This is a genomic window from Bradyrhizobium sp. CCBAU 11386, from assembly GCF_028128955.1.
In the GTDB taxonomy this organism is placed as follows: domain Bacteria; phylum Pseudomonadota; class Alphaproteobacteria; order Rhizobiales; family Xanthobacteraceae; genus Bradyrhizobium.
On sequence record NZ_LBKA01000237.1, the window covers coordinates 1 to 13575 of the forward strand.

General features: G+C 63.1%; 11 protein-coding genes and 1 pseudogene. 7 read left to right on the forward strand and 5 right to left on the reverse strand.

The features are described 5' to 3' along the window. Window positions 1–282, forward strand: a pseudogene (locus XI09_RS24795) (ZIP family metal transporter); the annotation flags it as partial. 280 nt (window positions 283–562) lie between these two features. On the opposite strand, the gene XI09_RS24800 reads toward XI09_RS24795, so the two are convergent. Beyond that, entirely contained in the window at window positions 563–730 is a 168-nt protein-coding gene (locus XI09_RS24800) for a hypothetical protein (RefSeq protein ID WP_271569182.1), read from the reverse strand. Window positions 731–907: 177 nt separating this feature from the next. Continuing rightward, window positions 908–1333: a hypothetical protein gene (locus XI09_RS24805; RefSeq protein WP_271569183.1), complete on the reverse strand. Its 426-nt coding sequence runs from the start codon at window positions 1331–1333 to the stop codon at window positions 908–910. A 357-nt stretch (window positions 1334–1690) separates the two neighbouring features. Here XI09_RS24805 and XI09_RS24810 point away from each other — a divergent pair, with 357 nt between their 5' ends. The 3 genes from XI09_RS24810 to XI09_RS24820 all read left to right on the forward strand — a co-directional run bounded on the left by XI09_RS24810 (window position 1691) and on the right by XI09_RS24820 (window position 4167). Next, window positions 1691–1930 (forward strand): hypothetical protein, encoded by a 240-nt coding sequence (locus XI09_RS24810; RefSeq protein WP_162603685.1) that lies wholly within the window; start codon window positions 1691–1693, stop codon window positions 1928–1930. Window positions 1931–2501: 571 nt separating this feature from the next. Further along, the gene (locus XI09_RS24815; RefSeq protein WP_271569184.1) at window positions 2502–3245 is read left to right on the forward strand and encodes a Crp/Fnr family transcriptional regulator; all 744 of its coding nucleotides are present in this window, start codon (window positions 2502–2504) and stop codon (window positions 3243–3245) included. A 514-nt stretch (window positions 3246–3759) separates the two neighbouring features. After that, window positions 3760–4167 carry a hypothetical protein gene (locus XI09_RS24820; RefSeq protein ID WP_271569185.1) on the forward strand — a complete coding sequence of 136 codons (408 nt, stop codon included), beginning with the start codon at window positions 3760–3762 and terminating at the stop codon, window positions 4165–4167. Between the two features lie 303 nt (window positions 4168–4470). Here the strand turns inward: XI09_RS24820 and XI09_RS24825 are convergent, their stop codons facing one another. Both XI09_RS24825 and XI09_RS24830 read right to left on the reverse strand, forming a co-directional pair. Then, a complete protein-coding gene (locus XI09_RS24825) occupies window positions 4471–5910 on the reverse strand; it encodes an IS1182 family transposase (RefSeq protein ID WP_271569186.1) in 1440 nt (479 codons plus the stop codon). A gap of 455 nt (window positions 5911–6365) precedes the next feature. Continuing rightward, on the reverse strand, window positions 6366–7427 hold the full coding sequence (locus XI09_RS24830) for an isocitrate/isopropylmalate dehydrogenase family protein (protein ID WP_271569187.1): 1062 nt from the start codon (window positions 7425–7427) through the stop codon (window positions 6366–6368). Between the two features lie 172 nt (window positions 7428–7599). Here XI09_RS24830 and XI09_RS24835 point away from each other — a divergent pair, with 172 nt between their 5' ends. Continuing rightward, complete coding sequence (locus XI09_RS24835; RefSeq protein WP_271569255.1) at window positions 7600–8988, forward strand: MFS transporter; 1389 nt, start codon at window positions 7600–7602, stop codon at window positions 8986–8988. A gap of 5 nt (window positions 8989–8993) precedes the next feature. On the opposite strand, the gene XI09_RS24840 is transcribed toward XI09_RS24835, so the two are convergent. Continuing rightward, the gene (locus XI09_RS24840) at window positions 8994–10613 is read right to left on the reverse strand and encodes a B12-binding domain-containing radical SAM protein (RefSeq protein WP_271569188.1); all 1620 of its coding nucleotides are present in this window, start codon (window positions 10611–10613) and stop codon (window positions 8994–8996) included. Between the two features lie 311 nt (window positions 10614–10924). Between XI09_RS24840 and XI09_RS24845 the strand changes: the two genes are divergently transcribed. Continuing rightward, entirely contained in the window at window positions 10925–11374 is a 450-nt protein-coding gene (locus XI09_RS24845) for a (2Fe-2S)-binding protein (protein ID WP_027546355.1), read from the forward strand. A gap of 10 nt (window positions 11375–11384) precedes the next feature. Beyond that, window positions 11385–13571, forward strand: coding sequence for a xanthine dehydrogenase family protein molybdopterin-binding subunit (locus XI09_RS24850; RefSeq protein WP_271569189.1), 2187 nt, complete (start codon window positions 11385–11387; stop codon window positions 13569–13571). Window positions 13572–13575: the final 4 nt, after the last annotated feature.

Here is a 13575-nt window from a genome sequence, read left to right on the forward strand (position 1 = left end):
ATGCTCGTGCCCCGCGGCATGCCGGTTTGGCAGGCTGCGCTGTGGAGCATCTTCACCAGCCTGCCGCAGCCGTTGATGGCGGTGCCGTCCTATTTGGCCGTAACCGCCTTCGCGCCGTTCCTGCCGATAGGCTTAGGCATCGCAGCAGGCGCGATGGTCTGGATGGCGTTCGCCGAACTGATTCCCGACGCCAACAAGGATGCGCCGGCAAGCGTGGTTGGCGTGACCGTGACATTGGCCTTTGCCGGGATGGTAGCCTTCCAGTATTTGCTGCTGAAGTAGGTGCTGTCTGGCGAGCGAGGGCGCAGTCGCCGCGACGTCCAGAGCCTAGCGCTTTGTGGCTGCGCGGCGAAGGAGAACGGGCAAACAATTGGCAGCCGACGCTGCGGCCCAATGACCGCTTGGGGTCAACAGGCGCCGTCCTGACCGCCGCCGGTCACGTCCGGTCTGCCGCGACAACCGGACGATTTCAGAGCCGGTCTGGGCTTCGCGTTCGGGCCAACAGGCGACATTGAAGGTCTGAGCAGATAGAAAGAGGCCGCTCTCTAGGCGGCCTCCGGAATTAGTGAATTTTGATCTCCTCCAAGGGAAGCCGCGGCTCCGCAGCGCGCTCCTCCCGGTCCTTCTTGCGGAACTCAAGTTCCCGACGCTCGAATTCAACTAGTTCCTTCCGAGCTGCCTCTAAGAGGTGGTCGCGCGGCGTCATGCCTAGTTGATTGCGTTCCGTCATCACTCGCTCCCCGTCTCACGCCACAGGCTACAAAAAGTCTGGAACCGCGGAAAGGTTCATTGCCGAAAAATTACGGATTTATGACGGCGAAGGAAAAATGCAGGGCCGCTTACCGACCCTGGATATTGCCCTTCTTGGTCGCTGGCGTCTGGGCAGTCCCCGAGTTTACTCCCACTCTTATCCGCGTTTTGCCTGGTCGGCGGCGAAGCGGGCGTCAATGGCATCGAGAACGGCCAGTTGTGCCTGTTCAACCGAGGCGATGGCGTAATCGATCGCGAAACCGGCGTCCGACTCCAAGAGCTCGGCGCGCTCCTCGGCGAGTTTCACGTCGAGACCATGCTTTGCTTTGGCCACGTGCGCCTTTAAGGCGTTTACATCCGCAGTAATTTTCGCTTGCAGGGCTTTCGTATCTCTGGTGGCGGACTCTCCGGCAAGCTTGATTTTCTGGTTCACCTTTTCGACTGCCGTCTTTGCAGCAGAAAGCGCCTCGGCTCTGCGCGCGTCGATCTTGTCGCGCGCTTCCTTTTTTGCGGCCGCAAAGGCATTTTCAGCACCCTTTGCACGTACCGACAACTCGGCGAGCTGTTCAGAGAGTGGCGTCATGTGCTCCTCCTTTTGAAAGGCTAATAGGTGAACACGCCCCCGCTCGAGTCACGTTGATCTGGGTCAACTCTTGTTTTGGCCCAACTAACAGGGCGACCGATTAGCATGGAGGCATCATGTTTCGTGGCCGCGCCGAGCGATGTCTCAGTTGGGTCATTTTCGGCCTTGGGCACGCTCTGTTGCGAAGTCCACTTTACCCCGATGAGCTGACATCGCGAGTGTCAACTGCAGCAGGATATCGGGTGCCAAGCTTGCGATCGAAGGTTCGTGCCTCTCGCAAGTGGAACCCGAATTGCGCTTGTTCTGTTAGGTATAGGGCGCGCGGCCCCCAACCAGTAAGATTTCCGAGCGAGTCCTATGCCCAAGATCCGCGTTTCAATCCAGGAATTGCAGCGTCGAGCGTTGTTAGAAGTGAGAAAGCAGCCTGGCTGTCATAACGTCCTGGAAATAGCGATCAATCGCGTTACAAAGCACGCTGAAAATAACTGGTCGCTCTGTGTGATCGTAGCGGGCGCGGCAGATGCCAATACCGCCGCGCGCGCCGCGGTTCACGTCCAAACTGTTTTGCGCCGGGACTATGATCTGCTGACGGATTGATCTGCAGTCCATCAAGGGAAGGCGGAGATCAAATGGACCGCGAGTGTCCGCTTTGCTGCGCATCACGGACGCAATGCGGACATAGCGCGAGGTCCAAGAAAGGTGCCACTTTCGGACCAAACGACCACCTCGTCGGCATGCGCGGGGAATGCCGCGCATCGTCTGTCTCGGCGGGGCGTGCTGGCGGAATTCCAAGACGCCAGCTTCCAGTAGCTTGTGCGCATCATCGTGCAGAACGCGACGATCGCGGTCCGGGGCATGGTTCGCGCACACTCTTCCGACATCGCCGCGGCGTTTGCCGCGCCCCGGAAATTGGAACTCCCTATGATGTTACCCATACGCATTTTGCAATTGTGCCGCGTAACGCTGGAATCTAAGTCCTCAATGATCCTGCGAGACAAAAATTCGCCTCGCGATCGCGTGTGTTTGGAGTTCAATTTTTGACATTGAGAGCTTCCGCAGCTGAATTGGATTTCGGGGTGCGAAGCGTAGGCGGATTCAAACAAAGTTCGAGGTTGCCGCCCTATGCCGCTCGAAATGCGATGCGGCGGATGGTTCGCGGCGGGCTACAGTGACGCATCCCAGCGGGATTGGTAACCGACTTTTGGCAGCACTACCGGCGGCGGATCTCGATCTGCTGGCACCCGACCTAGAGATGGTCGCGCTCGATCGGGACGCGGTCGTCTCGCGGGCGGGTGACCAGACTGAGCACGTCCTCTTCCCTCATAGTGGCGCCATTTCTGTGATGATCGACATGGCGAACGGGCAGACGGTCGCCAGCGCCGCAATAGGGCGCGAGGGAGCAGTAGGCACTCTTTCCGTGCTCGGGCCGTCTCCTGCGGCCGTTACCGCCATCGTTCGTGCCGCGGGCACCGCCTCGCGGATCCCCGCATCGCGATTCCACGCCGCTTTCAGCCGGAGCCCCGCGATCCGTCACGCAGTCCAGATTCACTTCAAGGCCATGCTGATACAGCTACAAATCGGCGGGGCCTGCAATGCGCTGCATCCGGTCCAAGCCCGCATGGCGCGCTGGCTGCTCCATCTTCGCGACCGCGTCGACCACGACGTCCTCCCGCTCACCCAGGAGGCGCTTTCGCAAATACTGGGTGTGCGACGAACGACGGTGACGCTCCTGATGCGGAATCTGCGCGCTTCCGGAGCGATCATATCTGAACGGCGAGGCGAAATCGAGATCGACCCTTCCCGGCTCGCAGCGCTGGCTTGCGAATGCCGCGACACCATGCGTCTCGAAATCGAGGGGATCTTCTCTATGAATGCAACCCAATCTCGCGTTTTGGTTCTGCCGACGCAGTAAATGAAACGGGCGATGTAGCCGCTTCGGCGCGGCCGGTGAAGTGGGCGAAGACGGTGCTGGATAGCGGATCCTTCGGGCCGATCAGGCCGCCGCCCCATGCCTTGAGCGGGACCTCCCACCTAATGTCCGTTGCGGGTCACGAGCCGTGCGGTGAGCAAATCAAGTCGGCTCTGCCTTCGATAGGAGACCTCAGCAAGACCTCCTACATTTGTCGAGACGGGCCAGCTCCGGACATTCCTTGGAGCCGCAGTCCCCGGCTCTGGAAGGTATGCCAATCGGGTCTTCACCCGAAACCACCTGTTTCTCAAGCACGTCAGGTGGCGTAGAATATAGTTGCCGTTGAAGCGGGATGTGCCGAAGTCGCCGTTCGGGACGAAAGAGCAGAACTAATGCTGTCGGCAGGTACGCACCCTTATGAGACCGCCCCCTTTCGGTCTCGCATGACAATTCACAGTCCACGAAACGCCTGAGCCGCTTTTGCGGCGGCGCGTTGCAGTAACTTCAGGAGAAAGCGATGAGCAAGATCAATCGAAGGTCTGCATTGGGATTCGGGTTGGCAGCGGCTACCGCAGCCGTGATGAAGCCCGCCGCTGCTCAAACCGCGGGCTACAAGGATACGACGCCGTGGCCAGGGGTGGTGGTGCGTGAATACGAGGGCGAGACACCATCCCTTATCCCCGGTTTCAAGACCGTCTCGATGCGCGACATCATCATGCAGCCGGGCTCGAAGACCATGGGCCCCCCGATGATGAATGCCATGGTTTGCCACATCACCGAAGGGGAGCTTCGGCTCGATCAGGATGGAAAGATCTTTACGGGCAAGAAAAACTTTGTCTGGACCTGCAACAAGGACACAAAAGAGCAGGCGTACAATGACGGAAACGTGGTCGCAATTATGAGGATCACGGATCTGAAAGCCTAAGGCTCGTTTCTTCGAGACCGATTTGCAGATGCGGATGGCGCATTCGAGGACGCGCCATCCGCGGAATGTAGACCGCCAATGATGGTTACCGTGGAGCAGCACAGGCGGCTTCAAGGGTGCTGCGCCGCCGACAGTTTTCTCTGGGGCCAAAGTCGAAATCGCTCATGCTGAGCGCAGCGCGCCCGCTATGCCCCAAAATAGCAAACATAAGAGCGAACCCTGCATGAGGTCCGCCTTGGGTCTTGGTCGTGTAAAAACACCGTTCCCTGGGGAAGTCGGTGAGAAGCCAGGACCGGCTTGGTCTCAGGCCACGATCGCAGCCATCAGCTGCTTGCTCCCGACGATGTTCATGACTCGCGTCAGATTATAGGCCAGGACCGAGAGTGCCATCTCGGCGGCTACTTTTGGGAGGGTTTTGGTGAGGAAGTGTGTCGCTCCCATGCGAGCCTTCATCGTGCCGAATGGATGCTCGACTGTCTCGCGACGCTGGCGCATGGCCTGTGGGTTTGCATCAAGGCGCTGCTGCACAGCCTCGAGCAGATGCTCATGCTCCCATCGCGTAATCCGCCGCTCTGGCCCGGTCGTACATTGCGATTTGAGCGAACAAGTTTGACAGGCTGTGGTCCAGTAACGCCGTAGCATCTTGCCGTCTTCTTCGTTTGTGTAGCGATACGGCAATCGCTCCCCAGCTGGACAGCGATAGGCGTCCTCCCCTGGCAAATACGCAAAGTCCTGCTTACCGAAGCGCCCCTCGGATTTGGCGCCCGACGTCTGCGGCTTAGGCAGCGTTACCGTGATGCCGGCCTCGTGGCACGCGAGGATCTCCGGGCTGTTGAAGTAGCCGCGATCGGCGACAGCTTCGAGCGTTTCGGTCTTTAGAACAGCCTTCGCCTGCTTGGCCATATTGGCGAGTTGTGCCCGATCGGAACCGCTGTTCGTCACCTCGTGCGTCACGATCAAATGATGTTCGGTGTCGACGGCGACCTGCACGTTGTAGCCGACGACCCCGGAGCCGCGGCCGCTCGTGGGCATCGAACGGCTGTCGGGATCAGTCAGGGAGATTTGCTGATCGGGCGAAGCAAGCATCCGCTTCTCGTAGACAGCAAGCTTGCCCATTTCCTCCTTCAGCTTCGTCAGCTTCTCGGTCAGTCTCGTCACCTTGGCGGCCAGCGCCTCCGTCGGTTCCTGCCGGTCGGCCGCGTCAAGTTGGCTCAGATAGCGCGCAACGCTCTCCTCCAGCTGGGCTCGCCGCCGCTCCACCTTCGCCCGCGTGAAGTTCTTGTCCCGGTTGTTCACCGCTTTGAACTTGCTGCCATCGATGGCGACGCTCGATGTCGCGAGGAGACGCATTTCACGGCAGAGTTCGACGAAGCGTGCACATACCTTGCGGAGCGCCAAGCCGTTGTCTTTGCGGAAGTCCGCGATCGTCTTATGATCGGGAGTGAGCCGGCCCAGCAGCCACATGGCCTCGACATTGCGTCCGGCCTCTCGTTCGAGCCGTCGGCTCGACTGCACCCGGTTCAGATAGCCGTAGATGTAAAGCTTCAGGAGAACCGAGGGATGGTATGACGGCCGACCGGTCGCCGCCGGCTCCACTCCCTCGAAGCTTAACTCGGCCAAATCGAGCGCATCGACGAATACGTCGATCACGCGAACAGGGTTGCTCTCGTCAATGAAATCATCGAGGCATTCGGGCAATAGCGTCCACTGCCCACGATCCGCCTGCTCAACGAAGCGCTTCATTCCAGCCCCCCGCAAATCGTGCGGGAATCATATCGCGCGAATCACATCAAGCGCAGCGTTTTCACACAGCCAGGGTCACAAGCGGTCTTCGCGCAAAGTTACCTCGCGCGCACGGGCAACAGCATTGGCGGAACTGCCGGTGCGACGGATCAAAATGACCACTACTCGTTCGCAGTGCCGTAGGGTGGGCAAAGACGCGCTCGTTGCGCGCCGTGCCCACCATCTTATCCTCACTGCGAATAGTGGGCACGCTTCGCTTTGCCCACCCTACATACTGGACGTTTCGCGATCCCCGCCACGATAGCATCCTGCCAGTGTTTTGCCCGACGCGTCAACTTGATCGCGGCCGCGAATGTCGTCGCGACGCGGCTCGAAAATCCTTTGTCGATCAAGGGGCCTTCTACTGTGCATGGGGTTGTTTTTCGACTTTTTGTTTTGAGCCCCGCCGAAGCACCTCACTCCGCCTGCAACATCTCCGCAATCGTGGCACCCGCGGCGAGCGTGCCGAGCTTGCCGCCGACATCGCGCGTCGCCCTGCCCTCGCCGATCGCCTTCGCCACCGCCGCCTCGATCGCACGCGCCGCTTCCTCGTAGCGCACGGCGCCGCTCTTTTCGCCGTACCAGCCGAGCAGCAAGGCCGTCGACAAAATCAGCGAGACCGGATTGGCGATGTCCTGCCCGGCGATGTCGGGCGCCGAGCCGTGCGCGGCCTGCGCCATGGCGTAGCGGTCGCCGACATTGAGCGAGCCGCCGAGGCCGAGGCTGCCCGAGAGCTCAGCCGTGAGATCGGACAGGATGTCGCCGAACATATTGGTGGCGACGATGACGTCGAAGCGATCGGGGTTGCGCACCACATGCGCCATCATGGCATCGACGAGGATGTCGTCGACGGCGAGGCCGGCATAGCCCTTCGCCGCCTCGCGGCAGATGTCCAGAAACATGCCGTCGCCGATCTTGAGCACATTGGCCTTGTGCACGATGGTGAGGTGCCTGCGCCGCTTCATGGCGAGACGGCAGGCGGCGTGCGCGATGCGCTCGCAGCAGGCCCGCGTGATCCTGCGCAGCGAGATCACGACGTCAGGCGTCACCAGCATCTCGCCGTTGCCCTGCTCCATGTTGCGGTCCGCGTAGAATCCTTCGGTGTTCTCGCGCACCACGACGAGATCGAAATTGCCGACACGGCCGGGCCGCCCGGCATAAGTCCGTGCGGGCCTGACATTGGCGTAGAGGTCGAGGCCCTTGCGGAAGTGCCTGGACGGATTGATCTCGCCATGCGCCTCGTCCTTGAAGTCGAAGGTCGCGGTCGGCCCCAGGATCAGGCCGTCGGCGGCGCGGACGATGTCGAGCAGCGCGGGGCGCACCGTCGTGCCGAATTGTTTCAGGCTCGCATGCCCGACCGCATGCTCCTCCAGGCGCAGATTGAGCTGAAAGCGTTCCGAGGCCGCGCGCAGCACGAGCGATGTCGCGGTTGTGATCTCGGGTCCGATGCCGTCACCGGGCAGAACGACGATATGCATGACGATCCCCTGAAATTGCGGCAGCCGGCGCGATCATACGCCAGCGCGCAGGCGCATCGCCTGACCTTCGCGCATACACAGCATGCAAGCATATGCCTGTGGAAGCGGCCTTAAGCGTAGTACACGCCGAAGGTCCCCTATGGCCACGCCGCCGGAGCAACGCGCCAACGCAATGACGATCACGTTACCTGCCGCCGCGCGCGAGCCCGACCATCCGATCGCCGACGGCCTGCCGGCCGCGCAGCGGCGCTGGGCGATCGCCGCGATCTTCACCGCGCTGGCGATGGCTTCGCTCGACACCGCGATCGCCAACATCGCACTGCCCGCCATTGCTGCCGATCTGCATGTCACGCCGGAGCAGTCGGTCTGGGTGGTCAACGTCTACCAGATCGCGCTGGTGGCGACGCTGCTGCCGCTCGGGGCCCTCGGTGAAATTGTCGGGCACCAGCGCATCTATCTCGGCGGCCTGATCCTGTTCACCATCGCCTCGCTGCTCTGCGCGGTGGCGTGGTCGCTGGACAGCCTGCTGGTCGCACGTACGCTGCAGGGCCTGGGGGCCAGCGGCATCATGAGCGTCAACACGGCGCTGGTGCGTTTCGTCTATCCCGGCCGGATGCTGGGCCGCGGCCTCGGCCACAACGCACTGGTGGTCGCGACCGCCTTCACCTTCGGGCCCTCGATTGCCTCCGCCATCCTCGCGCTCGGCCCGTGGCCGTGGCTGTTCGCCGTCAACATCCCCTTCGGCCTCGTTGCGATCGGCATCGGCTTTGCGATGCTGCCGAAGACGCCGCGGGCCGATCACGGCTTTGACTTTCTCGGCGCGATCCTGGCGTCTGCCTGCCTCGGCCTGTTCATCACGGGCATCGGCAGCGCCGCGCACAATCTGTCGCCTTTCATCGTGGGCATCGAGCTGGTCGCAGCCCTCGCGCTCGGCTTCATCCTGACGCGCCGCCACGCCGATCATCCGGCGCCGATGCTGCCGATCGACCTGTTCAACCGGCCGATGTTCGCGCTGTCGGCGGCGACGGCGGTCTGCTCCTTCGCGGTGCAGGGCCTCGCCTTCGTCTCGCTGCCGTTCTATTTCGAGGATGTGCTGGGGCGCTCGCAGGTCGAGACCGGCTTCTTCATGACGCCCTGGCCGCTGGTGGTCGGCATCATGGCGCCGATCGCCGGGCGCCTCTCCGACCGGCATGCGGTCGGACTGCTCGGCGGCATCGGGCTCGTGCTGCTTGGCCTCGGCATGGCCCTGCTCGCGCTGCTGCCGGCCAACCCTGCTATCCCCGATATCGTCTGGCGAATGGTGATCTGCGGCATGGGCTTCGGCTTCTTCCAGGCACCGAACATGAAGGCGGTGATGTCGAGCGCGCCGCCTCACCGCAGCGGCAGCGCCTCCGGCATCGTCGCTACCGCGCGCCTGACCGGACAGACGACGGGAGCCGCGCTCGCGGCGCTCTGCTTTGCGCTGGCCGGTCATGAGGGAGCAACCGTCGCGCTGGCGCTCGGTGCAGGCTTTGCCACGCTCGGCAGCGTGATGAGCTTCTTGCGGCTGGCGGTGAAGTAAGGCCTTCAGGCCAGATGCCGCGCCGCCGTCACGTCGATGGTCGCCGCCGGGATGATGGTCTCGTCGTCGAGCGCCGCAAGACGCGCGTCGATGGCATCGATGACCTTTCGCGAGAACGGCCCGAGATGCGCATAGGCCGCGATCATCTGCACCGCGATCCGCGCCGATGATGTGTCGCGCTTGGCGCAGTTCATGAAGGTCTGCCAGAGCGGCCCGCGCGCCTCGGGAATCGCGGTGACCACGCGATGCACCGTCTCCATCGCCCCGACTCTTGAACGGATGTCGCCTTCGGCGAGCTCATGGCGCTGCTTCGATCGATCCAGCAGCGTCATCAACTTGTCGACCCGGCCCGCATAGGCCGCCGGGCTGTAGACCCGCTCCAGCACCGTCTTGTAGTCGGTCAGGATGTCCCGCAGCGGACGCACCGGATCGAAATTGATGCCGCCGGTGCACTGATCGCCGCCCGTCGTCGATGCCAGATCGTGGTCCGCGTGCAACCGGCCCTCCTTCGCGAGCCGGCGCGTGAGCTGCGTGTTCGGCAACGCATAGAGCAGGCCGACCATGGCGACGGGAATCGCGGCCTCCTCGATGAAGTCGATCATCGCCTCCGCCATCGAGACCTTCTCGTTGTCGAAGCCGACGATGAAGCCGGCGGTGACGAGCATGCCGGCGCCGTAGATCTTGTGGATGCTCTCGGCGATGTTGCGCCGCGTGTTCTGCTTCTTCCGCATCGCCACCAGCGTCGCGGGATCCGGGCTTTCGATGCCGACGAAGATGCCGAAGAAGTTGGCGGCTGCCATCATGTCCAGCAGTTCCGGATCGTCGGCCAGGTTGACCGAGGCTTCGGTGGACAATTCGAAGGGATAGCCGTGGGCGCGCTGCCATTCGGCGAGCCGGGGCAGGAACAGCTTGAGCGACTTCTTGTTGCCGATGAAATTGTCGTCGACGAAGTCGAGATGGCCGCGGTAGCCCATCTGGTAGAGCGTCTCGAGCTCGACGAACATCTGCTCGGCCGTCTTGGTTCGCGGCACGCGTCCGTAGAGCTCGATGATGTCGCAGAACTCGCAGGTGAACGGGCAGCCGCGCGAATACTGCACACCGAGATAGAGATAGTCCTCGAATTTGAGCAGGTCGAACCGCGGCACCGGCGTCCTGGTGACGTCGGCCTGGAATTTCGGCGCGGTGAAGACGCCGAAGCGCACACCGCCCTCCCAGGCCGCGATGAATTCGTCGATGACGCTCTCGGCCTCGCCGAGCACCCGGAAGTCGGCCTTCTCATAGATGTGGGGGCTGGAGGTCGGATCGGGACCGCCGACGACCACCGGCTTGCCCGCCGCGCGGCATAGCTCGATCAGGCGCAGCGTGTCGGCCTGCTGCGGCAGCATTCCGCCGGTGAAGACGACATCGGCCCAGGCGAGATCCTCGTCGCTCAGGGGCGTCGTGTTGCAATCGATCAGCCGGACCGTCCAACTCTTGGGCAGCATCGCAGCAACGGTGATCAGGCCGAGAGGAGCAGCGGGGCGCTTCACGCCCATCAGCTCGCAGGACTCACCAAAACTCCAGAACGACTCCGCCGTGAACAGCGGATAGAGCATCAGCACGTTGCAGGGGCTCGGCACGTCCATGGAACTCCTTCTGGCTTCGGCCGAGTGTAGCAGAGCATCTTCGTCTTGCACCCCGGCAAAAGGGACAAACTGTCGCCCGCTCCTGCGCGGGAACACGCCGGACGTCGTCCCAGGCCCTGGATTGGCGCCCGGGGAGAGGCCGCGCCCGCCGAAACCGAGTACGGCACAACACCGCGGGACCCTTAATCATCCTGCGACCGCGAAAATCTTCGACCGCCACCCCGCGGACTGTTGATTTGAACAGTTCCAGTTTGCCGGACACATTGCGCCCCTGAGTCTAATCGGTGGATTGGGCCAATCAGGGGACTGCGATGGCAAACCTAACAATCAACGGAAAAACCTTCACCCTCGACGTCGAGCCGGATACGCCGCTGCTCTGGGCGATCCGCGAGAATGCCGGCCTGACCGGCACCAAATACGGCTGCGGCATTGCACAATGCGGCGCCTGCACGGTTCACATCGACGGCGTCGCCACCCGCTCCTGCGGCGTTTCGGTCGCCGAGGCCGAGGGCAAGAAGATCACCACGATCGAAGGGCTCGCCTCCGGCAAAACGCTGCACAAGGTGCAGGAAGCCTGGATCGCGAAGGACGTTCCGCAATGCGGCTATTGCCAGAGCGGCATGATCATGGCGGTGGCGGCGCTGCTGAACGAGAAGCCGAAGCCGACCGATGCCGACATCGACGAGGCCATCACCAATATCTGCCGTTGCGGCACCTTCCAGCAGGTGCGCGAGGCGATCCACACGATCGCAAGCGCGTAAGGAGCCGCACATGAACAAGCACGTCTCTCCCAAGATGAACCGCCGTGCCTTCGTCATCGGCAGCGCCGCGGTCGGCGCGGGCCTCGCAATCGGCCTCGACCTTCCCTTCGGCGGTCCCGCCGTGGTGCGCGCCGCCGACGGCTCGCCCGAGATCGGCGCCTGGGTTGTGGTCAGACCCGACGACACCGTGGTGATCCGCATCGCCCGCTCCGAGATGGGCCAGGGCTCGCTGACAGGCCTCGCCCAGCTCGTCGCCGAGGAGCTCGAATGCGACTGGTCGAAGGTCACGACCGAATATCCGACCCCCGGCCAGAGCGTCGCCCGCAAGCGCGTCTGGGGTGATTTCTCGACCGGCGGCAGCCGCGGCATCCGCTCCTCGCAGGACTATGTCCGCAAGGGCGGCGCCACCGCGCGCGTGATGCTGATCCAGGCCGCCGCCGACGCGTGGAAGGTGCCGGCCTCCGAATGCACGGCCGCGAGCAGCGTCATCACCCATACGCCGACGGGCCGAACCACGACCTACGGCAAAGTCGCCGAGGCCGCGGCGAGGCTGACGCCGCCGGCCGACGTCAAGCTGAAGGACCCGAAGGACTGGAAGCTGGTCGGCAAGGGCGTGCTGCGCCTCGACACCGCCGACAAGACCACCGGCACGATGGTCTACGGCATCGACGTCAAGGTACCGGGCATGCTGAACGCCGCGATCAAGGACTGCCCCGTGTTCGGCGGCAAGCTGAAGAGCTATGACGAAGCCAAGATCGCCGACATGAAAGGCGTCAAGAAGGTCGTCAAGGTCGGCGATACCGCGGTCGCGGTCGTTGCCGACACCTGGTGGCACGCCAAGATCGCGCTGGAAGCGCTGCCGATCGTCTGGGACGAGGGCGACAACGCCAAGGTCTCCAGCGAGTCGATCGCGAAGTGGCTCGCCGAAGGCCTCGACGACGGGCAGCCGGCCTATGTCGGCAACAAGAACGGTGACGTGAAGGCCGCGATCGCCGGCGCCGCGAAGAAGGTCGAGGCCGTCTACAGCTACCCCTACCAGAACCATGCCACCATGGAGCCGATGAACGCCACGGCACTCTACACGGCGGACAAATGCGAGGTCTGGTGCGGCACGCAGAATGGCGAGGCGGCCTTCGCCGCGACGCTCGAGGCCTCCGGCCTGCCGGCGGAGAAGTGCGACGTGCACAAGGTGATGCCCGGCGGCGGCTTCGGCCGGCGCGGCCAGACCGACTATGTCCGCCAGGCGGTCATGATCGCCAAGCAGATGCCGGGGACGCCGATCAAGCTGTTGTGGTCGCGCGAAGAGGACATGGCGCACGGCAGGTATCACCCGATCACCCAGTGCAAGATGACCGGCGCGTTCGACGCCGACAACAACCTGGTCGCGCTGCACTACCGCCTGTCCGGGCAGTCGATCCTGTTCTCGCTCCGCCCCGAAGCGCTCCAGAACGGGATGGATCCGGCCGCATTCCAGGGTGTCGCCCAATCCGGCGAAGCCGCGTTCGGCTATTCGGTGCCGAACCTGCTGATCGAGCATGCGATGCGCAACCCGCACGTTCCGCCGGGCTTCTGGCGCGGCGTCAACGTCAATCACAACGCGATCTATTTGGAATGCTTCATGGACGAGCTGGCCCATGCCGCAGGCCAGGACCCGCTCGAATTCCGCCGTAAGCTGATGGGCAATCACCCCAAGCACCTGGCGGTGCTCAATGCCGTGGCCGAGAAGATCGGCTGGAGCAAGCCGGCGCCGCAAGGCGTCTATCGCGGCATCGCGCAGGTGATGGGCTATGGCAGCTACGTCGCCGGCGCCGCCGAGATCTCGGTGACCGACGGCAGCAAGATCAAGGTGCATCGCATCGTCGCCTCCACCGATCCCGGCTACGTCGTCAATCCGGCACAGGTGGAGCGGCAGATCGCGGGCTCCTTCGTCTACGGTCTGTCGGCGCTGTTCTACGGCGGCTGCACGGTCAAGGACGGCAAGATCGAGCAGACCAACTTCGACACCTACAACTCGATGCGCATCAACGAGATGCCGAAGGTGGAATCGGTGATGGTGCCGAGCGGCGGGTTCTGGGGCGGCGTCGGCGAGCCGACCATCGGCGTCGCCGCACCGGCGGTGCTCAACGCGTACTTCGCCGCGACCGGTAAGCGCATCCGCTCAGTGCCGCTGCGCGACCAGAACATCACCTTCGCCTGAGAGA

Excerpts from the sequence above, each read along its gene's own strand:
- XI09_RS24800 (WP_271569182.1), bottom strand. The coding sequence starts at position 730 with ATGACGGAACGCAATCAACTAGGCATGACGCCGCGCGACCACCTCTTA.
- XI09_RS24805 (WP_271569183.1), bottom strand. The coding sequence starts at position 1,333 with ATGACGCCACTCTCTGAACAGCTCGCCGAGTTGTCGGTACGTGCAAAG.
- XI09_RS24810 (WP_162603685.1), top strand. The coding sequence starts at position 1,691 with ATGCCCAAGATCCGCGTTTCAATCCAGGAATTGCAGCGTCGAGCGTTG.
- XI09_RS24820 (WP_271569185.1), top strand. The coding sequence starts at position 3,760 with ATGAGCAAGATCAATCGAAGGTCTGCATTGGGATTCGGGTTGGCAGCG.
- XI09_RS24825 (WP_271569186.1), bottom strand. The coding sequence starts at position 5,910 with ATGAAGCGCTTCGTTGAGCAGGCGGATCGTGGGCAGTGGACGCTATTG.
- XI09_RS24830 (WP_271569187.1), bottom strand. The coding sequence starts at position 7,427 with ATGCATATCGTCGTTCTGCCCGGTGACGGCATCGGACCCGAGATCACA.
- XI09_RS24835 (WP_271569255.1), top strand. The coding sequence starts at position 7,600 with ATGACGATCACGTTACCTGCCGCCGCGCGCGAGCCCGACCATCCGATC.
- XI09_RS24840 (WP_271569188.1), bottom strand. The coding sequence starts at position 10,613 with ATGGACGTGCCGAGCCCCTGCAACGTGCTGATGCTCTATCCGCTGTTC.
- XI09_RS24845 (WP_027546355.1), top strand. The coding sequence starts at position 10,925 with ATGGCAAACCTAACAATCAACGGAAAAACCTTCACCCTCGACGTCGAG.
- XI09_RS24850 (WP_271569189.1), top strand. The coding sequence starts at position 11,385 with ATGAACAAGCACGTCTCTCCCAAGATGAACCGCCGTGCCTTCGTCATC.